Origin of the sequence: Prauserella halophila (genome assembly GCF_024171895.1) — a bacterium.
GTDB lineage: Bacteria > Actinomycetota > Actinomycetes > Mycobacteriales > Pseudonocardiaceae > Prauserella > Prauserella halophila.
Window position 1 is genome coordinate 304,339 of the sequence record NZ_JAMTCQ010000013.1, and the last position, 23,977, is coordinate 328,315.

The 23,977-nt window shown below is 67.1% G+C and carries 24 protein-coding genes, 1 tRNA gene and 1 pseudogene; 12 read left to right on the forward strand and 14 right to left on the reverse strand.

Annotated features, from left to right (window positions below; all coding sequences use genetic code 11):
• Window positions 1–64: 64 nt before the first annotated feature.
• From LY41_RS20725 to LY41_RS20755, 7 genes are all read right to left on the reverse strand, one after another.
• Window positions 65–1,264 (reverse strand): acetyl-CoA C-acetyltransferase, encoded by a 1,200-nt coding sequence (locus tag LY41_RS20725; protein ID WP_253865852.1) that lies wholly within the window; start codon window positions 1,262–1,264, stop codon window positions 65–67.
• A 65-nt stretch (window positions 1,265–1,329) separates the two neighbouring features.
• Window positions 1,330–2,115, reverse strand: coding sequence for an enoyl-CoA hydratase/isomerase family protein (locus tag LY41_RS20730; protein WP_253865853.1), 786 nt, complete (start codon window positions 2,113–2,115; stop codon window positions 1,330–1,332).
• 151 nt (window positions 2,116–2,266) lie between these two features.
• On the reverse strand, window positions 2,267–4,333 hold the full coding sequence (locus tag LY41_RS20735; protein WP_253865854.1) for an ATP-binding protein: 2,067 nt from the start codon (window positions 4,331–4,333) through the stop codon (window positions 2,267–2,269).
• Entirely contained in the window at window positions 4,330–5,976 is a 1,647-nt protein-coding gene (locus LY41_RS20740; protein WP_253865855.1) for a carboxyl transferase domain-containing protein, read from the reverse strand. The genes LY41_RS20735 and LY41_RS20740 overlap by 4 nt, the downstream gene beginning before the upstream one ends.
• A gap of 124 nt (window positions 5,977–6,100) precedes the next feature.
• Window positions 6,101–6,742 (reverse strand): 3-oxoacid CoA-transferase subunit B, encoded by a 642-nt coding sequence (locus tag LY41_RS20745; RefSeq protein ID WP_253865856.1) that lies wholly within the window; start codon window positions 6,740–6,742, stop codon window positions 6,101–6,103.
• Window positions 6,739–7,491, reverse strand: a complete 753-nt coding sequence (locus LY41_RS20750) for a CoA transferase subunit A (RefSeq protein WP_253865857.1) — start codon at window positions 7,489–7,491, stop codon at window positions 6,739–6,741. The genes LY41_RS20745 and LY41_RS20750 overlap by 4 nt, the downstream gene beginning before the upstream one ends.
• A 29-nt stretch (window positions 7,492–7,520) precedes the next feature.
• Window positions 7,521–8,444, reverse strand: a complete 924-nt coding sequence (locus LY41_RS20755; protein ID WP_253865858.1) for a hydroxymethylglutaryl-CoA lyase — start codon at window positions 8,442–8,444, stop codon at window positions 7,521–7,523.
• A gap of 171 nt (window positions 8,445–8,615) precedes the next feature.
• On the opposite strand from LY41_RS20755, the gene LY41_RS20760 reads away from it, so the two are divergent.
• Window positions 8,616–9,302 carry a TetR/AcrR family transcriptional regulator gene (locus LY41_RS20760; RefSeq protein ID WP_253865859.1) on the forward strand — a complete coding sequence of 229 codons (687 nt, stop codon included), beginning with the start codon at window positions 8,616–8,618 and terminating at the stop codon, window positions 9,300–9,302.
• Here the strand turns inward: LY41_RS20760 and LY41_RS20765 are convergent.
• Both LY41_RS20765 and LY41_RS23735 read right to left on the reverse strand, forming a co-directional pair.
• Window positions 9,193–9,843 carry an enoyl-CoA hydratase/isomerase family protein gene (locus LY41_RS20765; RefSeq protein ID WP_253865860.1) on the reverse strand — a complete coding sequence of 217 codons (651 nt, stop codon included), beginning with the start codon at window positions 9,841–9,843 and terminating at the stop codon, window positions 9,193–9,195. The two genes, LY41_RS20760 and LY41_RS20765, sit on opposite strands and share 110 nt — an antisense overlap.
• Before the next feature lie 68 nt (window positions 9,844–9,911).
• Window positions 9,912–10,163 (reverse strand): annotated as a pseudogene (locus LY41_RS23735) (enoyl-CoA hydratase/isomerase family protein); the annotation flags it as partial.
• Window positions 10,164–10,307: 144 nt separating this feature from the next.
• Here LY41_RS23735 and LY41_RS20770 point away from each other — a divergent pair.
• The 7 genes from LY41_RS20770 (at window position 10,308) to LY41_RS20800 (ending at window position 17,329) form a co-directional block, all read left to right on the forward strand.
• Window positions 10,308–12,089: a helix-turn-helix domain-containing protein gene (locus LY41_RS20770; RefSeq protein WP_301297390.1), complete on the forward strand. Its 1,782-nt coding sequence runs from the start codon at window positions 10,308–10,310 to the stop codon at window positions 12,087–12,089.
• A 115-nt stretch (window positions 12,090–12,204) separates the two neighbouring features.
• Window positions 12,205–13,833: a class I adenylate-forming enzyme family protein gene (locus tag LY41_RS20775; protein WP_253865862.1), complete on the forward strand. Its 1,629-nt coding sequence runs from the start codon at window positions 12,205–12,207 to the stop codon at window positions 13,831–13,833.
• A gap of 59 nt (window positions 13,834–13,892) precedes the next feature.
• Window positions 13,893–14,573, forward strand: coding sequence for a nitrile hydratase subunit beta (nthB, locus tag LY41_RS20780; RefSeq protein ID WP_253865863.1), 681 nt, complete (start codon window positions 13,893–13,895; stop codon window positions 14,571–14,573).
• Window positions 14,574–14,617: 44 nt separating this feature from the next.
• Window positions 14,618–15,247: a nitrile hydratase subunit alpha gene (nthA, locus tag LY41_RS20785; RefSeq protein WP_253865864.1), complete on the forward strand. Its 630-nt coding sequence runs from the start codon at window positions 14,618–14,620 to the stop codon at window positions 15,245–15,247.
• 3 nt (window positions 15,248–15,250) lie between these two features.
• Window positions 15,251–15,682 (forward strand): nitrile hydratase accessory protein, encoded by a 432-nt coding sequence (locus tag LY41_RS20790; protein ID WP_253865865.1) that lies wholly within the window; start codon window positions 15,251–15,253, stop codon window positions 15,680–15,682.
• A complete protein-coding gene (locus LY41_RS20795) occupies window positions 15,679–15,912 on the forward strand; it encodes a hypothetical protein (RefSeq protein ID WP_253865866.1) in 234 nt (77 codons plus the stop codon). The genes LY41_RS20790 and LY41_RS20795 overlap by 4 nt, the downstream gene beginning before the upstream one ends.
• A complete protein-coding gene (locus tag LY41_RS20800) occupies window positions 15,905–17,329 on the forward strand; it encodes an amidase (protein WP_253865867.1) in 1,425 nt (474 codons plus the stop codon). Before LY41_RS20795 ends, LY41_RS20800 begins: the two co-directional genes overlap by 8 nt.
• 75 nt (window positions 17,330–17,404) lie before the next feature.
• On the opposite strand, the gene LY41_RS20805 is transcribed toward LY41_RS20800, so the two are convergent.
• The 3 genes from LY41_RS20805 to LY41_RS20815 form a co-directional block, all read right to left on the reverse strand.
• Entirely contained in the window at window positions 17,405–17,995 is a 591-nt protein-coding gene (locus tag LY41_RS20805; protein WP_253865868.1) for an ATP-binding domain-containing protein, read from the reverse strand.
• A 201-nt stretch (window positions 17,996–18,196) separates the two neighbouring features.
• A complete protein-coding gene (locus LY41_RS20810; protein ID WP_253865869.1) occupies window positions 18,197–18,850 on the reverse strand; it encodes a tyrosine-type recombinase/integrase in 654 nt (217 codons plus the stop codon).
• Window positions 18,851–18,963: 113 nt separating this feature from the next.
• Window positions 18,964–19,037, reverse strand: a tRNA-Ile gene (locus LY41_RS20815).
• A gap of 74 nt (window positions 19,038–19,111) precedes the next feature.
• Here LY41_RS20815 and LY41_RS20820 point away from each other — a divergent pair.
• From LY41_RS20820 to LY41_RS20830, 3 genes are all read left to right on the forward strand, one after another.
• Window positions 19,112–19,432: an Rdx family protein gene (locus tag LY41_RS20820; RefSeq protein WP_253865870.1), complete on the forward strand. Its 321-nt coding sequence runs from the start codon at window positions 19,112–19,114 to the stop codon at window positions 19,430–19,432.
• A gap of 128 nt (window positions 19,433–19,560) precedes the next feature.
• The gene (locus LY41_RS20825; RefSeq protein ID WP_253865871.1) at window positions 19,561–20,676 is read left to right on the forward strand and encodes a WD40/YVTN/BNR-like repeat-containing protein; all 1,116 of its coding nucleotides are present in this window, start codon (window positions 19,561–19,563) and stop codon (window positions 20,674–20,676) included.
• Window positions 20,673–20,996: a MoaD/ThiS family protein gene (locus LY41_RS20830; protein WP_253865872.1), complete on the forward strand. Its 324-nt coding sequence runs from the start codon at window positions 20,673–20,675 to the stop codon at window positions 20,994–20,996. The genes LY41_RS20825 and LY41_RS20830 overlap by 4 nt, the downstream gene beginning before the upstream one ends.
• A 90-nt stretch (window positions 20,997–21,086) precedes the next feature.
• On the opposite strand, the gene LY41_RS20835 is transcribed toward LY41_RS20830, so the two are convergent.
• Window positions 21,087–22,373: a cytochrome P450 gene (locus tag LY41_RS20835; RefSeq protein ID WP_253865873.1), complete on the reverse strand. Its 1,287-nt coding sequence runs from the start codon at window positions 22,371–22,373 to the stop codon at window positions 21,087–21,089.
• Window positions 22,374–22,500: 127 nt separating this feature from the next.
• Here LY41_RS20835 and LY41_RS20840 point away from each other — a divergent pair, with 127 nt between their 5' ends.
• Window positions 22,501–23,523, forward strand: coding sequence for an LLM class flavin-dependent oxidoreductase (locus LY41_RS20840; RefSeq protein WP_253865874.1), 1,023 nt, complete (start codon window positions 22,501–22,503; stop codon window positions 23,521–23,523).
• A gap of 6 nt (window positions 23,524–23,529) precedes the next feature.
• Here the strand turns inward: LY41_RS20840 and LY41_RS20845 are convergent, their stop codons facing one another.
• The gene (locus LY41_RS20845) at window positions 23,530–23,922 is read right to left on the reverse strand and encodes an SCO5389 family protein (RefSeq protein ID WP_253865875.1); all 393 of its coding nucleotides are present in this window, start codon (window positions 23,920–23,922) and stop codon (window positions 23,530–23,532) included.
• Window positions 23,923–23,977 lie beyond the last annotated feature (55 nt).

Genomic DNA, 23,977 nt, shown 5'->3' on the forward strand with positions numbered 1-23,977 from the left:
CAGTACAACCGCCACTTTTCATTCGAATGTTCCTCGCGCCCCGGGTAATCCTCTATCTGGAACCTCAGATCCGCGGAACCCGCAGCAACAGGGCGTCGCCCTGCCCGCCGCCACCGCACAGCGCCGCAGCACCACTGCCGCCACCCCGGCGCTTCAACTCCAATGCCAGGTGCAGAGCCAGACGTGCGCCCGACATGCCGATCGGGTGCCCCAGTGCGATCGCTCCGCCGTTGACATTGACCCGGCCCTCGTCGAGGCCGAGTGCGCGGGTGGACACGATCCCGACCGCGGCGAAGGCCTCGTTGATCTCGACCAGATCCAGCTCGTCCGGAGCGGTGTGCTCCCGCGCGCAGGCGGCTTTGATCGCGTTCGAAGGCTGCTCGTGCAGGCTCGAGTCCGGGCCGGCGACCACACCGTGCGGGCCGACCTCGGCCAGCCACGACACACCGAGCTCCTGCGCCTTGGCCTTGCTCATGACCACGACCGCAGCCGCGCCGTCGGAGATCTGCGAGGCCGACCCGGCGGTGATCGTGCCGTCCGCCGCGAAGGCCGGGCGAAGCTTGCCCAACCCTTCCGCAGTCGTGTCGGCGCGCACGCCCTCGTCGGTGTCCACCACCACCGGCTCGCCCTTGCGCTGGGGCACGGTGACCGGCGTGATTTCCTCGGCGAAGACACCACCAGAGGCCGCCGCTCCCGCACGCTGGTGCGAGCGCGCGGCGAAGGAGTCCTGCTCCTCGCGGGTCAGGCCGTGCCGAAAGTTGTGCTTCTCGGTGGAAGATCCCATCGCGACCTGGTCGAACACGCAGAACAGACCGTCGTGGGCCATGTGGTCGAGCATCTGCACATCGCCGTACTTGAATCCCTCGCGCGACTTGCCGAGCAGGTGCGGCGCCTGGGTCATCGACTCCTGGCCACCGGCCACCACGACGTCGAACTCACCGGCCCGGATCTGCTGATCGGCCAGCGCGATCGCATCCAGCCCGGACAGGCACACCTTGTTGATGGTCAACGCGGGAACGTCCATCGGAATGCCGGCCGAGGCCGCGGCCTGGCGAGCGGGAATCTGCCCCACGCCCGCGGTCAGCACCTGACCCATGATCGTGTACTGCACCTGGTCGGGCTGCACTCCCGCGCGTTCCAGCGCGGCCTTGATCGCCACACCACCGAGCTGGGCACCCGAGACGTCCTTCAGCGAGCCGAGCAGGCGTCCCATCGGCGTACGCGCCCCGGCCACGATCACAGAGGCCTCCGTAGTGTGGTTCATGTCGCGACTCCTCATCACGAAGTGCCTTCATTGGTCTTGCTCGACTTCCGGATCTGCGTGCGAGCTCAGTCTTTCCAGTTCGGGCTCCGCTTGGCGTTGAAGGCGGCGATGCCTTCTCGCCGGTCGTCGGAGAGTGCCGTGGCCCGCCAGGCCGCATCCTCAACGTCCATCGCCGCCGGCAGCGGCAGGTGCTTGCCCGTGGTGAGCGCGTGCTTCGCGTTCGCCACGGCCGTCGGCGAGTTCTCCGCGATCGCCGCGGCCAGCTCCAGTGCCTGCTCACGGACTTGTCCGGCCACGCACCGGCGCTCCACCACGCCCCATCGTTCGGCTTCCTCGATGTCGATCCGGCGGCCGGTGAAGATCAGGTCCGACGCCCTGGTGCTGCCGATCCGACGACTCAGCAGCTGGGTGCCGCCGCCGCCCGGCACGAGGCCGACGCGCACTTCGGGGAGCCCGAACACCGCGCTCTCGTCCGCGACCATGAGGTCGCACGACAAGGCGATCTCGAATCCACCGCCCAGCGCATAGCCGTGCACGGCGGCGACGGCTGGCATAGGGAGCTCGAGCACGGCTTGGAACGCCTTCCGAAAAACGATCCGCTGTCGCATCAGGTCGTCGTCGGTGAAACCGTTGCGCTCCTTGAGGTCCGCACCGACGCAGAACGCCTTCTCGCCAGCCGAAGTGAGCACCACTGCACGGGCGCGTTCGCGCACCGCCGTCTCACAAGCCCGGATGAGCTGCTGCGCCATCTCGGTGCTCAACGCGTTGTGCGCTCGGGGCCTGTTCAGGACGAGCTCGACGAGGCGCTCGTGGGTGCGCACTTCTACCATCGACTGAGTCGACAAGGTCATGCATCGCTCCGTTGAATCGATCGGCGTAGCCGTCACCAGTAGGCCGCGTCAGCGGCCATTGCGACGAAAAGAGCACTACGCCGCCTTAGTAGTGTGTTTCCGATCCACATTGAGTTTTGGACCAGGATGTTTTCCAGTGCCGATGCACCCCTCAGCACGCTTCGGACTCCACCGAGTCCTTGATCACGGCCATGGTCTGGTCGAATTTGAGTGCCTGTCCTACCCGGACTTTGACTTCAGTGATGACGCCGTCGACGGGCGCGGTAACGGTGTGCTCCATCTTCATCGCCTCGACGACGAAGAGCCGTTGCCCGGTGCGGACCTCCTGCCCGGGTTCGGCCTCAGCGACGAGTATCGTACCGGGCATCGGACTGGTCACCGAACCGTCCGAGCGACCGGAGGCGGAGCTCTGGTCGACGAGCAGCCGATGCTCGGTGAGGGCCCACGCCCGGCCACCTGCGGCAAGCCAGGTGGTGCCGTCGACGCGCGCATGACGGTAGCTGCGGCTCTGGCCTTGGTGCGTGACGGTCAAGGTGCCGCCGTCCAGCCGAGCAGAGGCGGAGGCGCTGCCGCTGACGCCAGCCGGGGTATCCACGACGACCTCCGCATCGCGCGCCCGCCCGCACACTCGCACGGTCACCTCACCGTCACCACCGGCGAAGCGCCAGGTATTCCACGCCGGTTCGCCGAGCCGCCAGCCGCCGGGGACATCCCACGGGTCGATCCGAGGACCAGCTGGTTCCGACGCGACCAAACGCTCCATCGCCGCCGCGACGTAGACGTCGTCGGAAATGCCGTGCTCGGCGGTCAGCTGCTCCAGATCTCGCTCGACCAGGCCGGTGTCCAGCGTTCCTTGCCGAACATCGGGATGAGCCAACAACGTTCGTAGGAAGGTGATGTTCGTAGCGACACCCAGGATCGCCGTATCACCGAGCGCGGAGTCCAGCTTGCGCAGCGCGTCCTGGCGCGTCGCCCCCGACCCGATGACCTTGGCGAGCATCGGGTCGTAGTCCGAGCTGATCTCGCTGCCTTGCTGGATGCCGGAGTCCACCCGCACACCCTCACCCGCGGGCTCGTGCGCCAGCAGCACGGTCCCGCCTGTCGGCAGGAATCCCCTGGTCGGGTCCTCGGCGTAGACGCGAGCTTCCACCGCGTGCCCAACGAGCGAAATGTCTTTCTGCTCGAACGGCAGCGGCTGCCCCGAAGCGACCTTGACCTGCCACTCGACCAGGTCGATACCCGAGCTACCTGCAATCGAGGCCGCAAGCTCGGTGACCGGGTGCTCCACCTGAAGCCGCGTGTTCATCTCCATGAAGAAGAATTCGTCGGGCTTGTCGGCAGAGACGATGAACTCGACAGTTCCCGCACCCACGTATCCGCATGACTTCGCCGCGCCTGCCGCAGCGGTACCGATCCGATCCCGCGTTGCCTGGTCCAGCAGTGCGGACGGCGCCTCTTCAATGATCTTCTGGTGTCGGCGCTGGAGGCTGCACTCGCGCTCGCCGAGGTGCACGACGTTGCCGTGCGTGTCGGCCAGCACCTGCACCTCGATGTGGCGGGGGTTGGTGACGAACCGCTCGACCAACAGCGTGTCATCTCCGAACGCAGCCCGAGCCTCCCGGCGGGCAGAGGCGATCTGCTCATCCAGCGTCGACTCGTCCTCGACCAGGCGCATGCCCTTACCACCACCGCCCGCGGAGGGCTTGAGCAGCACCGGAAAGCCCGCGTCGATCGCTGCCTTGCGCACCTCATCGTCGGACATCCCGCCATCGCTGCTGCCGGGGACGAGCGGGACGCCCTCGGCGCGTACGGTCTGCTTCGCGCGGATCTTGTCGCCCATCGCCTCGATCGCCTCTGCGGGCGGGCCGATGAACACGACGCCGGCCTCCGCGCACGCCCTGGCGAACGTGGAGTTCTCGGACAGGAAGCCGTAGCCGGGGTGCACGGCCTGCGCTCCGGTTCTCCGGGCCGCGTCGAGGATCCGCTCGATGGACAGGTAGCTCTCGGCGGCACTGCGCGGACCGATGCGCACCGCCGTGTCGGCTTCGGCGACATGAAGCGCGCCAGCATCAGCGTCGCTGTGCACAGCGACGGAGCGAATCCCCAGGCGGCGCAGTGTGCGGATCACGCGCACCGCGATCTCTCCCCGGTTGGCTACGAGCACCGTGTCGAAATGTTGCACTGTCGTCCTCCTTTTCGCGTCCTCGGTGCCCGTCACATCCGGAAGACGCCGTTGTTGATGGGTTCCAGGGGCGCGTTCGCCGAAGCAGCGAGCGCCAGTCCGAGGACGCTGCGAGTCTGCTTCGGGTCGATCACCCCGTCGTCCCACAGCCGAGCGGTCGAGTAATACGGGTGGCCCTGTTCTTCGTACTGGTCGCGCACCGGCTGCTTGAACGCTTCCTCGTCCTCGTCCGACCAGGCCTCGCCACGAGCCTCGTACTGGTCGCGGCGCACGGTCGACAACACCGACGCGGCCTGCTCACCCCCCATCACCGAGATACGGGCGTTCGGCCACATCCACAGGAATCGCGGTGAGTACGCCCGACCGCACATGGAGTAGTTCCCCGCGCCGAACGAGCCGCCGATGACGACGGTGAACTTCGGCACCCGCGCACAGGCCACGGCGGTGACCATCTTCGCGCCGTGTTTGGCGATGCCACCTGCTTCGTAGTCCTTGCCGACCATGAACCCGGAGATATTCTGCAGAAACACCAACGGGATGCTGCGCCGGTCACAGAGTTCGATGAAGTGCGCACCTTTGAGTGCCGACTCGCCGAACAGGATGCCGTTGTTGGCCACGATCCCCACCGGATGGCCGTGGATCCGCGCGAATCCGGTGACCAGGGTCTGGCCGTAGTTCGCCTTGAACTCCGAAAATCTGCTGCCATCGACGACGCGGGCGATCACTTCCCGGACGTCGTACGGAGTGCGGCTGTCGGTCGGCACCACGCCATAGAGCTGATCGGGGTCCGCGACCGGTTCCTCGACCGGTGCGACCTCCCACGGCCGCGACTCGCGCGGGCCGAAGGTGCTGACGATGGAGCGCACGATGCGCAGCGCATCGGCGTCATCGGTGGCGAGGTGATCGGTAACCCCGGAGGTACGTGCGTGCAGTTCCCCGCCGCCGAGTTCCTCGGCACTGACCTCGGCCCCCGTCGCGGCCTTCACCAGCGGCGGGCCGCCGAGGAAGATGGTGCCCTGTTCGCGCACGATCACGGCCTCGTCGCTCATCGCGGGCACGTAGGCGCCGCCCGCGGTGCAGGAACCGAGCACGGCTGCGATCTGTGGGATGCCGCGCGCGGACATGGTGGCCTGGTTGTAGAATATTCGCCCGAAATGCTCACGGTCGGGAAACACCTCGTCCTGGCGAGGCAGGAAGGCGCCACCGGAGTCGACCAGGTAGAGGCACGGCAGGTTGTTGTGCAGCGCGACTTCCTGCGCCCGAAGGTGTTTTTTCACCGTCATCGGGTAGTAGGTGCCGCCCTTGACCGTGGCGTCATTGGCGACGATGACGCACTCGCGGCCGTTGACTCTGCCGACACCGGCGATGATGCCCGCCGACGGCGCTTCGTCGTCGTAGAGCCCATGGGCGGCCAGTGTGGACAGTTCAAGGAACGGCGACCCACGATCGAGCAGCGCGTCGACGCGGTCACGCGGCAGGAGTTTTCCCCGCTCGACGTGACGGGCGCGGGACTTCTCCGAACCTCCCAGTCGCACCTGCACGAGCCGGGAGTTCAGGTCTTCGACGAGCGAACCGTGGTGCTCGGCATACCGCGCATAGGACTCCGAAGCCGGATCGACGGTGCTGTCGAGCACGGGCGTTTCGCTCCGTACGGGGTCAGCCGATGTCGGCGTGGTCATCGCAGTCTCGCTTTCGTGGTCGGTCGGCCGTGCGGTCGTGGTGGGCCGGTTGAAGGCCGGATCGGGTCAATGCACGGAGTGACGGATATGGTCAGGTCCTGGCCGCAGGAGCGGCGAGGGTCGGTCAGGTCGGCGCCGCTACGGTCAGCGGGGCGCCGGTCGCCGCCCGCACCTCGTCCTCGGTCACGCCGGGGGCGGTCTCGAGCAGGAGGAGTCCGCGTTCGGTGACGTCGATGACGGCGAGGTCGGTGATGATCCGGTTCACCACCGACAGCCCGGTGTAGGGCAGCGTGTTCTTGCGCAGGATCTTTGGTGAGCCGTCTTTCGCGGTGTGTTCCATCAGGGCGATGACCCGGCGTGCGCCGTGTACGAGATCCATCGCCCCACCCATGCCTTTAATGAGCTTGCCGGGAACGGCCCAGTTGGATAGGTCGCCCTGCTCGGAGACCTGCATCGCGCCGAGAACGGCGACGTCGAGGTTCTGACCGCGGATCATGCCGAACGAGAACGCGGAGTCGAAGTAGGAGGCGCCGGGTCGGACGGTGACGGTCTCCTTGCCGGCGTTGATCAGGTCGGGGTCGACTCCGTCCGGGGCGGGGTACGGGCCGGTGCCGAGGATTCCGTTCTCGCTGTGCAGCACGACGTGCACATCGTCGGTCAGGTAGGCGGGAATCAGTGTGGGTAGGCCGATGCCGAGGTTGACGTACTCGCCGTCGCGCAGTTCGGCTGCTGCCCGGGCGGCCATCTGGGTGCGTGTCAGAGTCATTTGACTGTCTCCGTGATGGTGGTCTTCTCGACGCGCTTGTCGATGCCCGGCGCGTGCACGACGTGCTGCACAAACACTCCCGGTAGGTGGATGTCGGCGGGGTCGAGTTCGCCGGGTTCCACCACTTCCTCGACCTCGGCGACGGCGACGCGGCCAGCCATGGCGCACAGCGGGTTGAAGTTCTGTGCAGCCTTGGTGAACACGAGGTTGCCGTGCCGGTCGCCTTTCGCCGCGGCGACGAGGCCGTGGTCGGCGACGATGGCTTCCTCCAACACGTAGGAGGTGCCGTGGAACTCGCGGACCTCCTTCGGTGGCGATGCGACGGCGACCGAGCCGTCGGCGGCGTAGCGCCACGGGAGCCCGCCGTCGGCGATCTGGGTACCCACTCCGGCCGGGGTATAGAACGCGGGTATGCCGCACCCGCCCGCGCGAAGCCGCTCGGCCAGCGAGCCCTGCGGAGATAGCTCGACCTCGAGCTCCCCGGCAAGGTACTGACGGGCGAACTCCTTGTTTTCGCCCACGTAGGAGGCGGTGACCCGGCTGATCCGGCCGGCGGCCAATAGCAGGCCGAGCCCCCAGTCCTCGACGCCGCAGTTGTTCGACACCACGCGCAGGTCGGTGGTACCGACCTGGTGCAGCGTCTCGATGAGCGTCGCGGGGATGCCGCACAGGCCGAATCCACCGACGGCGAGCGTCGCGCCGTCGGCGATGCCGGCCAGTGCACGTTGGGCAGTGATCAGTTTGTCCATAGAGATAGGAGACCTCTCGTTGCTCGTGCTCAGCGGGCGAGGGCAGCGACAGTCCGGGACGGGCTGGGACGGCCGAGACGTTCGGCCATCCAGACGCTCGTTGCGACCATCTTGTCCAGGTCGATGCCGGTCTCGATGCCGAGACCGGCGAGTTGCCAGAGGAGGTCCTCGGTGGCGAGGTTGCCGGTGGCGCTGCCCGCGTACGGGCAACCGCCGAGTCCGCCCGCACTGGCATCCACAGTGGTCACGCCGCGCCGCAGGGCGGTGAGGGTGTTGGCTAGCGCCTGCCCGTAGGTGTCGTGGAAATGCACCGCGACGTGCTCCATCGAAATGGCTGCGGCGGAGAGTGCGTCCAGCAGCGCCGTGACGCGGCCGGGGGTGGCAACGCCGATCGTGTCGCCGAGGCTCAGCTCGGTGCAGCCCAGCGCCATCATTCGGGAGGCGACGTCGACGACCTTCGCAACGGGCACTTCGCCCTCCCACGGGTCCCCGAAGCACATCGACAGATAGCCCCGCACAGCGAGGCCGGCCTCGCGGGCCCGCCCGACCACCGGCGCGAACATCTGAATCGACTCGTCGACGGACCGGTTGAGGTTGCGCTGTGCGAACGACTCGGTGGCGCTGCCGAACACGGCAATGTCACGCATGCCAAGGTCGAGCGCGCGGTCCAAGCCACGCTCGTTGGGCACCAGCACCGGATACCGAACTCCCTCGGACTGCTCGATCGCCGAAAGCAGCGTTTCGGCATCGGCCAACTGCGGCACCCACTTCGGGTGCACGAAGCTGGTCGTTTCGACCACGGTGTTCCCGGCGTCGACGAGGCGGGCGACGAATTCCGCTTTCACCTCGACGGGCAGCACCACGGGCTCGTTCTGCAACCCGTCGCGCGGCCCGACTTCACAAATCGTGACCCGCGACGGGAGATCGTCGAGGGGCGTGCGGCCGTAGTTCATGGCTTCCTCAGATCTTCTCCGACGGCGGCGCCTCCCCGAACACGGAGACCCCCGGGAGGGCTCCGCCGCTTGTTGGCCCTGTGGCGCTACTCGAAAGAGTATTGACCGCACGTACGGTCAGTCACTAGAACATGTCGCACGTCACGTTTGGCGGCTCTCTATACTGAGTGCATGTCAGGACGAGGCTCGCGACCCAGCTCGCGTGAGGCGATCCTGCGGGTCTTCGCCGAACATGTCGCCGACCGCGGATATGCCGACACGAGCCTCGGCGACATCGCCGCCCAGCTGAACCTGAGCAAGGGCACGATCGTCCACCACTTCGGGAACAAGGAAACGCTGCTCGGTGAACTCCACGTCGCCTACTTCGCGCGGCGTTTCGCCGAGGCGGAGTTCGTCCAGGCCGAACTCGACGACCCGGTTCGTCGCCTCATCGCGATGATCTACGCGCTGCTGGCCGCACACCGCGACGACCGCGCGGCCAGCCTCGCCTGCATGCGCGAACTGGTCCGCTACTTCGAAGGCGACCTCAACGACTACGTCCTCACACAACGGATGCGCTATACACAAATCATGGTCGACATTCTTCGCGGCGGTGTGCGCGACGGCGTCTTCCGCACTCCCGACCCGCAGATCTCGGCGCTGCAGGTCTTCGGCATGTGCAACTACGCCTGGACCTGGTACCGGCCGGACGGGCAGCAGTCCGTCGAGGACATCTCGCGGCTGTTCGCGCACGATATTCTCGGCGGCCTCATGCGCGAGTCCGATGAGGACGCCGACCTGGACAAACTGATCGACCAGGCGATTGAGACCGTCCGGCGGGCCCCGGAACGGCTCCCGATCGCCGATGAGACCGCCTAATCACTTTCCCGGGTAAACGGGAGCGCGGCGCTCCCCAAACGCGGTCATGCCTTCGTCCGCGTCCTCGGTGCACAGGATCTCCCGGAACCGCTCGAAATCGTCCGCCGTCGCCTCCGGGACGGACCGGTCCAGCCCCTTGAGGATCGCCGCCCGCGCCGCCCGGACCGCTACGGGCTATCAGCCCCGCGACGCGGAGTGCGTCGGCACGCAGCTCGGCGGCCGGAACGAGGCGGTTGACCAGGCCGATCCGGTGCGCCTCGGCGGCGTTGATCGGCTCGGCGGCGAGAATCATCTCCATCGCGACCCCCATAGGGGCCGCTCGCGGTAGGCGCACCGTTCCGCCCGCGCCGGGGATGAGCGCCCAGCGCGTCTCAGCGAGACCGAATGCAGCCTTGGGCACGGCGAGGCGGATGTCGCAAGCTAGTGCGATCTCGAGCCCACCTGCCAGCGCGTGACCGTTGATCGCGGCGATGATCGGCTTGCTGCGCTCCGTGGCCGTGAAGCCCCCGAAGTTCCACTCCGGTCGTTCGCCGGCGCGCACGGCGTCCCGGAACGGAGGTAGCAGCTCCTTGAGGTCGGCACCTGCGCAGAAGGTCGCCCCTCGGCTCCGGTCAGCACCGCCACCCGCGCATGCTGATCGGTTTCGAACTCCTCGACGGCTTTGCCGAGTGCGGCGTTGTGCTCGGGGTCGATCACGTTGCGCGCCTCGGGCCAGTTGATGGTGATGACTCGGACATGTCCGTCGGTCTCGACGTCGATCGACACGTCATTCCTCCACGTCGGTATCGCCTGATCAATGGGGTGCGCCGGGCTGGCGAACGGCGGTCCTCGGCGCCGCAGCGCGCTCGCCTGCGGGAGCACGGCATGATGCTGGCGGAGACTACAACACCTCGTCTACCGTACATACGGTTAATCATTCTTGTCCGCGCTCCGCAGTGCTGAGCGGCCAGAGCCTGGGCCGCTCGGCACTGCGGACATCACGCATCGACGCGGAGGACGGCCACCATGCCGATCCCCGAAGAGGCTCGGGACTCCACCGAGGATCTGCTCGAGGAGTACCAGCGGCGCACCCGCGAGCTGGCGGCTCTTTTCGACACCGCGGGAGACCTGTCGTCAATCCGCGATGTCGACGAGGTGCTCGCCGCGATCGTGCGGCGCAGCAGACAACTCCTAGCCAGTGACACCGCATACCTGATGCTGATCGATCGCGAGCGCAGCGACACGTTCATGCGGGTCTCGGACGGGACCCAAACTCCGGAGTTCATGTCGATCCGGCTCGCCTACGGCGAGGGGCTCGGCGGCCTGGTCGCGACAACGGGCTCTCCGCAATGGACCTCCGACTACCAGTCGGATCCGCGCTTCGCGGAATCGATCGTCCCGGTCGTCCGAGCCGAGGCGCTTGAGGCGATTCTTGGCGTTCCACTGAAGATCGGCACCATGGTCATCGGCGTCCTCTTCGCAGCCGACCGCAGTCCGCGGGTCTACCAGCACAGCGAGGTCGCCCTCCTGTCCTCGCTGGCAAGCCATGCGGCCATCGCCCTGGAGAACGCCTCGCTGTTCCAAGAGACCCAACAGGCCGTCGTCCGGCTGGAAAAGGCCAACGCGCAGATCGAAGAGCACAACCGCATGCTCGAACGCGCCGCCGACCTGCACGAGCGGCTCACCGAACTCGTCGCCACCGGCGCTTCGATCATAGAGCTCGCCGAGGCAGTGGCCACCGGCATCGGCGGCTCCGTCCTGGTCACCGACGCCACCGGCGCTCCCCTGACCCCACTCGAGAACGCACCGTCACCGCCGGACCCAGCCGTGCTCGCCGAGATCTCGGATCGGTCCGTCGCCGTGCCGCAGGCCGAGGTCGGCCCACTCCGCATCGCCCCTGTGCACGCCGGCACGACGCGACTCGGCTTTGTGGTGTTCGCAGGCAGGCAGCTCGATGACGACGACGTGCGCGCACTGGAAAGCGCCGCCATGGTGACGGCTCTCCTGCTCACCGACCTTCGCGCACACGAAGAAGCACGAAGCCGTCTGGCCGGCGAGCTCTTCGCCGAGATCGCCAGCCACCCCGAGACCGAGCAGCGCATCCGAGCACGTGCCGCCGCCTCCGGTCTTGCTCTCGCCGACCCGCCTTACTCTGTCGCCGTGGCCATCGAGGCCGATTACGCGGAGGCCAGCAGTCAGCCGCCGCGCTCGGCTCTCGGTAAGGACCTCACCGGAATCGCCCTCGACCGGGCCGGACTAGCCCAGGTGACGGCCAGTCACGTCGCCGTCATCTTGCCCTCGGCCGACAGTGCGCAGCTCGCAGACGATCTTGCCACACAGCTGACCGAGACCGCGGGCAAGCCAATCACAATAGGTGCGGTTGGACCGTTCGACACCCTCGCCGACGCCTCCGCCGGGCTGTCGCGGGCGCTGAACTGCGCGAAGATCCTCATGCGGATCGGCAGACAGGGCACCGGGGCCACCCCGGAGCAGCTCGGCATGTACACGCTGCTGTTCAGCGACACGGGACGCGGCCAGATCGAGGAGTTCGTCTGGGAGGTCATCGGTCCAGTGCTGAGCGACGACACCGGCCGCGAAGGCAGCCTCGCGCGAACGCTCGAGGCCTACCTCGAGTGTGGCGCACAACCCGGGCAGGCGGCCAAGGAGCTGTTCATCCACGTCAACACCCTGTACAAGCGGCTGGAGCGGGTGGATCGGCTGCTCGGCGCCGGATGGCGGCGCGGCGAGCAGCTGTTGCAGGTACACCTCGCCCTCCGGCTAGCCACGCTGCTTGAGACGATGGAATGACCGTGGTCGGCTCGCGGGAAGGATCGCTCGTGTGTTGTTTTCTCCACCGAGCGAGCCGAGGTGCTCTCGATTCATACATTGATGGACGTGTGCTGCATCACTAGTGTCATCGGCTATGAACGCAACGACGAGGGCATCGGCACCGATCGACGACTTCGACCTGCCGTGGGCTTCTTTCGCTGAGTTCTTCGCTTCGCAACACCATTCCAGGACGACCTACCTGGTCGAACTCGATCATGATGCGGGCACTCGGCGTGAATGGACCTACGAACAATGGCAGCGGTGGATCGACGGCGCGGCAGACACTCTGGCCGACCTCGGAGTGCAACAGGGCGAATGCGTGGCTGGCCTCTCCGGCAGCAGCGCGGACGCACTCAAACTCGCCTTCGCGTGCTGGGTGCGCGGAGCGTGCTACCTGCCGCTGAACCCCCACGAACCGGTGGAGCGGCTGTCATATGTCCTCAACGATGCGCAAGCGCGATTCGTGGTGCACACCGACGCATGGGCCGCCGATGCGAACCGGATCATCGCCGGAACAGTGGCTAGAACCGTCTCCAGCGCCTCGCTCGACCGCGGTTCACCTGCCGAGCACGACAAGCACCCGGGCGCCTCGCTCGACACTCCCGCCCTGCGGGTGTACACCAGCGGCACCACAGGAGCACCGAAAGGCGTGGTACTGACCACGGCGAACCTGCTCACCGATTGCGACGCGCTGCACCGGGCCCTGGACTGGAAGCTGGGAACACGGCTACTTACCATCCTGCCCATCCACCACGTCAACGGTCTGGTCGTCTCCAGTCTGCAATCCTGGTACGGCGGGCACACCACCGTGCTGTGCGATCGGTTCCGCTCCGACCGGTTCTGGCAGGACGTCACCGCGGAGGGCATTGAAGCCTGCAGCATGGTCCCGTCGCTGCTTGAGTTCCTGCTCGCAGACGACACCGGGCCGGCACCGGATCACTTCCGGGAGGTGCTCTGCGGCGCGGGTCCGCTCATGTCCGACACGGTGGCCAACTTCGAGGAGCGCTTCGACGTACCGGTCCGGCACCTCTACGGGCTCTCCGAGACGACCGCGGTCGCCACGCTCATGGATCGATCGCCGGAACCGTCGCGGCACACGTGGTACTCCGACCACGGTTTTCCCAGCATCGGCCCGGCAGTACCACACGTCGAGGTCGCCGTCCACGACCCCGACGGCAATACATGCCCCCCGGACCGGCGGGGCGAGCTCGTCATCCGCGGCGCCACAGTGATGTCCTGCTACGCAGGACGCACTGACGAGACCGCCGAAGCACTGCGCGACGGCTGGTTCCACACCGGCGACGAGGGATTCTGGCTGCCCGCCCCGGACGGCACTCCGTACTTTTTCATCACGGGGCGACTTAAAGAGCTCATCATCCGGGGCGGAGTCAACATCTCACCGCTCTCGATCGACCAGGTGCTGACCTCCCACCCGGCGGTGCGCTTCGGCCTGGCCATCCCGTTCGAGAACCGCTACTACGGCGAGGAGGTCGCCGCCTACGTCGTTTGCGACGAGGAGGCCTCGGAGCAGGAGATCATCGAATACTGCGCCCAATGGCTCGACTTCGCCTACCAGCCCAAGGTCGTCGTCTTCGGCGATGACGTGCCGTTCACCGCGACCGGCAAGGCAAAGCGGCTCGACCTCAAACAGCAGCTCAGCGACGCCCTCGACACGTACCGCGACACCCAGTTCCGCAGGAACGGTAAGGACCCAAGCAGATAAAAGGTCTCCGGCACGACAGATCGAGCAACCGATCGATCGGACCAGCGAAAGGCGGCAATATGGATGGCGTACACGACTTGGGAGGTCGGCAAGGGATCGGGGCCGTGCGCCCAGAGCCCGACGAACCGGTTTTTCACTCCGATTGGGAGCGCTCGGTGCTGACGATGTTCCCCGCCATGGCCATGGCGGGAGCGTTCAACCTCGATCAGTTCCGGGCCGCGATGGAACGGATCCCGGCTGCGGAGTACCTCGCCACCAGGTACTTCGAACACTGGATCCACTCGATGACCGAGCACGGCGTCCGGGCTGGGATCTTCGACCCACAGGACCTGGAGCGGCGGACCCGATACTACCAGCAGAACCCGCAGGAAGCCCCGCCGAAGAAGGCCAAGCCGGAGCAGGTCGACGCTTTGCGGCAGATGATCTCGAACGGTGACGAGTACCGACGGGAGGTGGAAGCGCCGCCGATTTTCGAGGTCGGTGACCAGGTCCGCGTCAAGCCCGGAGCCTCGACCACACATACCCGCCGCGCTGGCTATGTGCGCGGGAAGGCCGGCGAGATCGTGGGCGTGCACGGCGCTTACGTCTTTCCCGACACGAACGCGATCGGCGGGGGTGACTGCCCGGAACACCTCTACACTGTGCGCTTCACTGGTGCGGAGCTGTGGGGCGATGAGCCGAACGCGGCGAATACGATCGTCCATATCGACCAGTGGGAGCCCTACCTCACCACGGCGTGAGCCGCATTCCCGACTGAACCACTGCGCAGAAGGAAAGCTTGCTGATGAGTCTCGAACATGACATCCACCCGAGCCCGGGAATTGTCCCGCGCAGCGACGAGGAGATCGCCGCGCGGGTGAAGGCGATGGAGGCCATCCTCGTCGAGAAGGGTCTGATCGGCTCGGACGCCATCGACTACATGTCCTCGGTGTACGAGCACGAGGTCGGACCGCAGCTCGGCGCCAAGATCGCCGCGCGCGCCTGGACAGATCCGGAGTTCAAGCAGCGCCTGCTCGTCGATGCCACCTCCGCCTGCGTAGAAATGGGCGTCGGGGGAATGCAGGGCGAGGAGATGCGCGTGCTGGAGAACACCGACTCCGTGCGCAACATGGTTGTCTGCACGCTGTGCTCCTGCTATCCGTGGCCGGTGCTCGGGCTGCCGCCCAACTGGTACAAGTACCCGGCCTACCGGGCTCGCGCGGTCCGGGACCCGCGCGGCGTGATGGCCGAGTTCGGGCTGCATGTTGGCGACGACATCGAGATCCGCATCTGGGACTCCAGCGCCGAGCTGCGCTACTGGGTGCTCCCGCAGCGGCCTGGCGGCACCGACGGGTTCACCGAGGAGCAGCTGGCCGCGCTAGTAACCCGCGACTCACTCATCGGCGTCGCCGACCCTCTAACCCCGGAGAACTGACTCATGCAGAGCATCAACGAACGACCCTCGGATGATACAAAATCCAAACTGAAATCTCTTGTCGACGTGCTGCCCTTCAGCGAGCGGATCCCCCGGCGCTCCGACGACGTGGCCTTCGACAAGGCATGGGAAATCCGCGCCTTCAGCATGACGGTGGCGCTGCACGAGAAACTCGGATTTCCGTGGGAAGATTTCCAGCAGGAACTCATCGCCGCGATCCATGTCTGGGAGAGTCGGCAGAGCGACCTGTCGGAATGGAGCTACTACGAGCGGTGGATGGCTGCGCTCGAAGAGCTCGCGCGGACGAAGGGCTGGGTCTCCACACCTGAGCTGGATAAGCGCACCGACGAGATCCTTGCACAGCCGCGCAACGCCCACCACCAGCAACCCTTACGCGAACCCGTCACCGTCGTCTCCGCGGAGGGCAAAGCATGAGCGCGACGGAACCGCCACTCACGCCCGCATCGGTCCGCGCAGCGGCCGCTCTGGCCGGGCTGCCGCTAAGCGTGGACCGCGCGGACGCGATCACCAATGTGTTGAACGAATGGCTGCCCGGATCGCACGCGCTCAACGCGCGAATGCGGGCAGCGGAGCTGGACGAGGTCATGCCAGTTACCCCGTTCGCGGCTCCACAGACGAACCAGGCGGAGCCCGCTGATGACTGACGACCAACTTCTTGATTTGACGCTGACCGAGGCAGCCGACCGCGTAGCTCGGCGGAAGGTCTCACCGGTCGAGCTAGTGCAGGCCGCCCTGCAGCGGACCGAGCGCATTGCAGAGACGAACGCGTTCATCTCGGTGCTGGCCGAGGAGGCACTGACCGTGGCCAAAGCCAGCGAAGCGATGATCAACGCAGGTCACCGGCTCGGCCCACTGCACGGCGTGCCGGTGGTACTCAAGGACAACATCGACGTCAGCGACCAGCTCACCACCGCGGGTAGCAAGGTACTCGCCGATCGACGCCCGGTCGGGGATGCCACCGTCGCAGCGAAGCTGCGCTCCGCCGGAGCGATCCTGCTCGGCAAGACGAACATGCATGAGTTCGCCTGGGGCGCAACCTCGGCGAATCCGCAATACGGGTTCGTTAAGAACCCCTGGGATACCAGCAGAATGCCAGGAGGATCCAGTGGCGGCTCCGGCGTGGCGGTGTCCGCTCGGGCCAGCTTCGGTGCGCTGGGTACGGACACCGGCGGATCGGTTCGGTTGCCTTCCGCGCTCAACGGCATCACCGGACTGCGCCCGACCATCGGCCGGGTCAGCAACGCCGGGGTAGTCCCGCTGGCCTGGACGATGGACACTGTGGGGCCGATGGCGCGCACCGCGGCCGACTGCGCAGCACTGCTCGATGCCATCGCCGGCTACGACCCAGCCGACGCGGGCTCGGTCGACCGGCCGACAGCGGACTACTCCCGCAACCTGGATGCCGGCGCGGACGGGCTGCGCATCGGCGTGATCGACGGGTACTCGCTGCACCACCTGCAACCGCAGGTCGACAAGGCGGTGCGGCAAGCTCTGGAAGTGTTCACCTCCGCCGGGGCGCAGACACTCGGTGTCCAGGTCGACGACCTCGAGGGCAACATCTCCGCGCAACTCACCGTCGAAGCCGCCGAACCGAGCACCTACCACCAGCGGTGGTTGCGCGAGCGTCCGGACGACTACGGCGACGACGTTCGCACGCTGTTGGAAGCCGGAGAGCTGCTACCGGCCACGCATTACCTGCAGGCGCAGCGGTACCGCACGCTGTTACGCAGACAGACGCTGGCTGCGCTGGAGAAAGCCGATGTGCTGGCGTGCCCCACGTTGCCGTTCACCGCCACGCCACTCGGTGACGCCACCGTGGAGATCGAACTGGACAAGCCCGAGGACATGCTCTCGACGATCATGCAGTTCACCGGGCTCCCGTCGTTGACCGGGTTGCCGGCCATCAGCGTGCCGTGCGGATTCGACGAGGCCGGGTTACCGATCGGCATGCAGCTCATCGGGCGTCCGTTCGAGGAAGGCGTGCTGCTACGAGCCGCGGCGGCCTTTCAACAGCTCACCGACCACCACCTGCAGGTACCAGACCTGGTGCGCGCGAGCTGAATTCCGGGGGCGCGAGGAAAATTCGAATGAAAAGTGGCGGTTGTACTGTCCGTGACTACCGCAGATAATCACCAACTATCTGCGGTACCTGCCCACAGCCTTCAGCAGCCCCGTTCGCGTGGGTACACCCTCTGCGTTGAGGTGCTTGCGCACCGTTTCGAAGACCGAGTCAGGCAGCGCGAACGCGAGCAAACGCCGAGCTCGAGTAGTTGCGACATATAAGGCGCGGAGGTTCTCCGCGACTTCTGGCGGGTGGTCACCGCTGGTCCACGCACCGACAACTGCCGCGGTGCGGTTGTCGTCGGGAATGACGACGAGCACGGCATCGGCTTGTTCGCCCTTAACCTGGTGGATTACCGAGGACCGGATGTCACTGCCTGCCCCTGCGGTGACCGCGGCCACCTTTCGCGGGGATCTACCTCTTGTGGGTCTGCCAGCCGCGAGATGGCCGCTCTTATCTGCACGCTTAAGGCCCGGCGTGGGTGGGTGCTGTTTGAGAGTTACGTTCGCTTCAACGCACCACTGATCGAAGGTCCCTTGATCGACGTCGGGAAGCGCACGGCCGATGCGGGCGGCCATCCGTCGGAATTCGAAGCGGTCCAGACCGTGTCTCTCACAGAGCGCATCGGTCGTGACGCCGTCGGTATTGCTGTACCAATAGGTCACAAGTGCGCGTTCAAGGATGTCGTAGGCGGCATCGCGAACCCGTTGCGGCTGAGGGGCAGCCAGTACCGCGGCAGCCCAGGCGACTCGAGCAGCGGCGGGACTGGCAGGAGGATGGATCGAACCCCACCTCTCATCACCAGCCACACCAATGTGCCCCACTCCTCGTCGAGCTCGAACGCCTTCTCCACGAGCTTGGCCGCCTCATCCGGTGACGGCGGATCCGGCCGGGGAGCAGGCTGGCGCGGACGTTGTGCGACCTTGGCGGGACTCGAGTCGATCCACTCCCACCGCACCGCGGCGTTCAGCACACCACTGATGATCGCGTGAATCTGCCGCACCGACGCCTGAGCCATCGGCCGGCATTCGGGGGGGCTTGCACTTGGATTTCTTACAGTCGTGCTCGTCGCCGGTCTTGTGTTCGATGTAGGGCAGACCGTCACAGCGGCGCCGGCACCGACGCAGTTCCCCGTACAGCGTCTCCAGGTTCCGCGCGCTCAGCTTGTTCACCGGCATCTCGCCGAGCGCGGGACGGATCGTGCGCTCGATGTAGCCCACGTACGCATGCCGGGTCGTCGGCTCGATGTCGCTACTGCGCAACCACTCGTCGATGGCATACGAGAACGAGACGTTCGTACTCGGCACCCGCTGCTTGTCGACCTGCGACTGCAGCTTGGTCATCACCTTGTCCGCACGCCGGTAGGCCGCCTTGTCCGTACCCGGGACGGTCTCCGACAGGTAGATCTCCTTACCGGTCACCGGATCGACGCCCGAGTACACGCGCACCTGCAACGAGCCGCCGCGGCGCCGGATATTGCCGCGACCTCGCCGGTCACTGCCGTTCTCAACCCCAGCCATGAGTCCAGAGTCCGCCGACCTCCGGCACCGGTCAAGAACTCGGCCATGGACAAAGCCATGGACAAACGATCTTGACCTCGCGCACTGAGTCGTGAACATGCAGGTCACAAGGGTGGGCCGGGTCGGACTTGAACCGACGGCCAAAGGATTATGAGTCCTCTGCTCTAACCAACTGAGCTACCGGCCCCCACGCCGTTACCGGCGCAGGCTGCACTATATCCGTCCCGTTCCGGCCACGATGCAGCGGCGATACTGGTCCACATGACCGACTCCACCAACGCGCGTGCGCCGCGCCTCGAGATCGAATACTGCACCCGGTGCCGCTGGGTGATGCGCGCCGGATGGACCGCCCAAGAACTCCTGACGACCTTCACGACATCGCTGGGCGAAGTCGCACTCGTCCCGGGCACCGGCGGCGTGTTCGACGTCCGCCTGGACGGCCGGACGCTGTGGTCACGCCGGGTCGACGGCGGTTTCCCGGAATTGTCGGCCCTCAAGCGTATGGTCCGCGACATCGTCGACACCGCCCGCGACCTGGGGCATTCCGACCACTCGACAGGCGAGGACCGGCGAGGGGACTGACGACTGTTCGCCCGAACCCGTGCTTGTCCGGCACCGGACGATGATCTTGCTTCACAGATGCACGGTTGTTTTTGACAAGTGACTCCGGTTACAGTTCCCCCATCCACGACTCGAGAAGGGGACTCGGAATGACCGGCGTACGCGTACTCGTGGGCACCCGCAAAGGCGCCTTCATCCTGACCGCCGACGGCACACGCCGTGACTGGCACGTCGAAGGCCCACTCTTCGGGGGCTGGGAGATGTACCACCTGGCGGGCTCGCCGCAGAACACCGACCGCATCTATGCGTCGGCCTCGCTCGGCTGGTTCGGCCAGCAGATCCATCGCAGCGACGACGGTGGCTCGACCTGGACGCCGGTGGGCAATCACTTCACCTACGACGGAGACGTCGGCACCCACCAGTGGTTCGACGGCTCGCAACGCCCCTGGGAGTTCACGCGCGCCTGGCACCTCGAACCGTCACTGTCCGACCCGGACACCGTGTACGCAGGCGTCGAGGATGCAGCCCTCTTCCGTTCGGTCGACGGCGGGCAGACCTGGCACGAACTCCGCGGACTCCGCTGCCACGAATCCGGCCCCGACTGGCAGCCGGGCGCAGGCGGCATGTGCCTCCACACCATCATCCAGGACCCACGTGACGCCGACCGCCTGCACGTCGCGATCTCCGCAGCCGGCGTCTTCCGCACCGCCGACGGCGGCAAGACCTGGCAGCCCGCGAACCGCGGCCTGCAATCCGGCCAGATTCCGCAACCCGAGGCGGAGGTCGGCCACTGCGTCCACAACCTCGCCCGCCACCCGCAGCGGCCCGACACCCTCTACATGCAGAAGCACTGGGACGTCATGCGCAGCGACGACGACGGCGCCAGCTGGTACGACATCGGCGACGGGCTGCCCACCGACTTCGGCTTCCCCATCGACGTCCACGCCCACGACCCCGACACCGTCTACGTCGTGCCCATCACCAGCGACGAACAGCACTTCCCCCTCGACGGCAAGCTGCGGGTGTACCGCAGTCGCACCGGCGGCGGCGACTGGGAACCGCTCACCCGGGGCCTGCCGCAGGAGCACTGCTACGTCAACGTGCTGCGCGACGCCATGGCCGTCGACAACCTCGACGACTGCGGCATCTACTTCGGCACCACCGGCGGCCAGGTGTACGCCTCCCCCGACGCCGGTGACACCTGGGCACCCGTCGTGCGCGACCTGCCGTCCGTCCTGTCCGTGGAAGTGCAGACCCTGCCTTGAGCGACTCGGCCACCACCACCGCGATCCGCGTGCACCTGCCCACGCATCTGCGCAAACTCGCCCGCATCGACGACGGCGAACTGACGCTCGACGTACCGGGCACGGTGACGATCAGCGCCGTGCTCGACGTACTGGAAGCCCACCACCCGGTTCTCACCGGCACGATCCGGCACCACGACACCCAGCAACGCCGCGCGTTCGTGCGGTTCTTCGCTTGCGAGGAGGACCTGTCGCACGAACCGCACGACGCCCCACTACCGGATCCGGTCGTTCACGGCACCGAACCACTGTTGATCATCGGTGCGATGGCGGGCGGCTGAGCGGGCTGGCCCGCCGGAGAGAGGGCGGCCGTCCCCGACGGCCGAGTCACCATCAGCCGAGTCACCGTCGGCCGAGTCCCGGCCGGCCAGTCACCGTCGGCCGAGGTGCACCGGCAGTTTCTCGACGCCGTAGACGATCGACGTCTGGCGGAACTCCAGGTCCGCCGGATCCGCCGCCAGCGTCATGTCCGGGAACCGGCGCACCAGCGCCGAGTACGCCGCGCGCAGCTCCAACCGCGCCAGCTCCGCACCCACACACCGGTGCGCGCCGTAGCCGAACGCCAGGTGCTGCGTCGGCGCCCGCTCGCCGTCGAACGTCTCCAGGTCGGCACCCAGCACGTCGTCCCGGTCGGCACCCGACAACGACACGGCGACCATGTCGCCCTTGCCGATCGTGACTCCGCCGACGTCGATGTCCTCGCGCGCGAACCGCGGGAACGCCACCTGCACCACCGACAGGTACCGCAGCGCCTCCTCCACGAACACCCGCACGGCCTCGTCGTCCTCGCGCACCCGGCGGAACGTCTCCGGATCGCGCAACAACACGAGCGAACCCAGCGACAGCATGCTCGCGGTCGTCTCGAAACCACCCGTCAGCACGCCGTCGGCCAACCCGGCCAACTCCCGATCGCCGATCTCGTCGCCGTGCTCACGGATGATCATTCCGATGAGCCCGTCACCCGGGTTCTCACGCTCCTTGCGCACGACCTTCAGCAGATACTCGAGCGACTCCGAGATCGCCCCCACCGCCGCGCCGGCACCCGCGAACAGGTCGAACCGCGCCACCGCCAGGTGCTGGAACTCGTCCCGGTCCTCGTACGGCACCCCGAGCAGCTCACAGATCACCAACGACGGGATCGGCAGCGCGAACTCCTCGACCAGATCCACCGGCTCGCCCGACGCCGCCTTCTTCTCCATCGCATCGAGACGATCACCGACGATCCGCTCGATACCCGGCTGCAACCGCGTCAGCCGGCGCATCGTGAACTCCGGCGTCAGCAGCTTGCGCAGGCGCGTGTGCACCGGCGGATCGACGAACCCCAGACCCCCCGGATTGTCATCCGGATCCATGCCGAGCTCGGCCATCAGAGTGCCGAAATCGTTACTGAACGTCTTGCCGTCACCCAGTACGACCTTTGCCTCGTCGTACCCACTGACCAACCACACGTTCAGCCCGAACGGCACCGGCAGCTTCCGCACCGGCTCCGCCGTCCTGACCTCGCCGAGCTCCCCCACCGGATCGAGACCGTCCCGCCGCAACGGCATCAGCGCCGCTTCGGGCAGCACCTTCTGCAGGTCGAGGCCGCCCTTGCGCTGCGCCCGAGCCAGGTACAGCCGAGTGGCCCACGAGGTGATGTGCGATCGAAGTTTCCCCACACCGGCGACGGTACCAACTCACCCGCCCCGGTGACCTGCCGGTAGCCTCCGCCCTCACCCGCCGACCTGCGGTCCCGCCTCATGCCGGTCCACATCGGACACTGTCGATCACGTAGGGTCACGTCCCGTGGAATTCGGGATCTTTCTCCTCGGTGCCGTGTTCGGCGACGACCCCGGCGCGGCACTGCAAACCGCCGCCGACGCTGTCCGATATGCCGAACACGCGGGCTTCGACGAGGCGTGGATCGCCGAACACCACTTCATGTCCTACGGCACGTGCCCGTCGGCGATCACGTTCGCAGGTCACGCGCTCGGAGCAACCAGCCGCATCACCGTCGGCACCGCGGTGAGCGTGCTGTCCACCGTGCATCCCGTCGCACTGGCGGAACAGACCCGGATGCTCGACCGGCTCTCCGGCGGCCGCTTCGCCCTCGGCGTCGGCCGCGGCGGCCCGTGGGTCGACCTGGAAGTGTTCGGCACCGGCGTCGAAGCCTACGAACAGCACTTCGCCGAGCGCCTCGACCTGCTCCTCACCAGCCTCACCGACGACCACGTCCGCGGTGACGGGCCGAGCCTGACCTTCCGAGAGGTGCCGCTCACGCCTCCCGCACTGACCCGACCGCACCCGCCGGTCACGGTCGCCTGTACGTCCGCCGACACCGCCACGCTCGCCGCCGAACGGGGACTGCCCATGCTCCTCGGCATGCACGCGAGCGACGACGACAAGGCCCGCACCATCGCCGCCTACGATCGCGCCGCAGCCCGGGCAGGCGGCGCCCTGCCGGCCCGGCACACCTCCACCGTCGTCGCCCACGTCGGAGCCGACCGCGCGTCGGCGGTCGACGAACTCCGCAGTTCACTTCCGCGCTGGCTCACTCCCGGTCTCGCCGGCTACATCCCGGTCGACGACCGGCCGCGCACGCCACGCGACCCCATGGCCTACGCCGAACTGCTCTGCGACCTGCATCCGGTCGGCGACCCTGCATACTGCATCGACCGGCTCCGCACCGGCATCGCGGCCACCGGCGCCGACCGGGTGCTCATGCTCGTCGAGGGCGGCGGCTCCCGCGAGCGCACGCTGGCCACCATCGAACGCCTCGGCGCCGAGGTGCTGCCCGCACTGCGCGAGAGCCGCCCGAACCCGACGTAACCGCCGTCAGCAGTCGCGCAGCTCCGGACTCTGGTTCAACAGCTGACCGCGTGCCGACACGAACTCGCGGTACTCCGCACCGTCGACGGCCGCAGGCCGGAAGGCCCCGACCCGGTGACAGTTCTGGAACGCCAGCTTCACCCCGAAGTGCCGCTCCAGCCCACCGCGGATCGAATCCGACGCGAGCGCGCGCAGCAGCTGCCCACGCTCGGCCTCACTCGGGGGCGGCGTCGCGTGGTCGGCGAACGCCGCGCCCTCGGTCTCCAGGTCCGCGACGACCCCGGTGATGATCTCCCACGCGTACGGCAACGACTCCCGCACGCACGCCACGAACTCGGCGTCGTCGACGCCCCCGCTCTCCGCACGGTCCAACAGCTCGGCGGGCACATTCAGCGACATGGATCGGCCTCCAGCCTTCCTCGCACTCGGGATGGATCCGGCACCGCCATCCGGC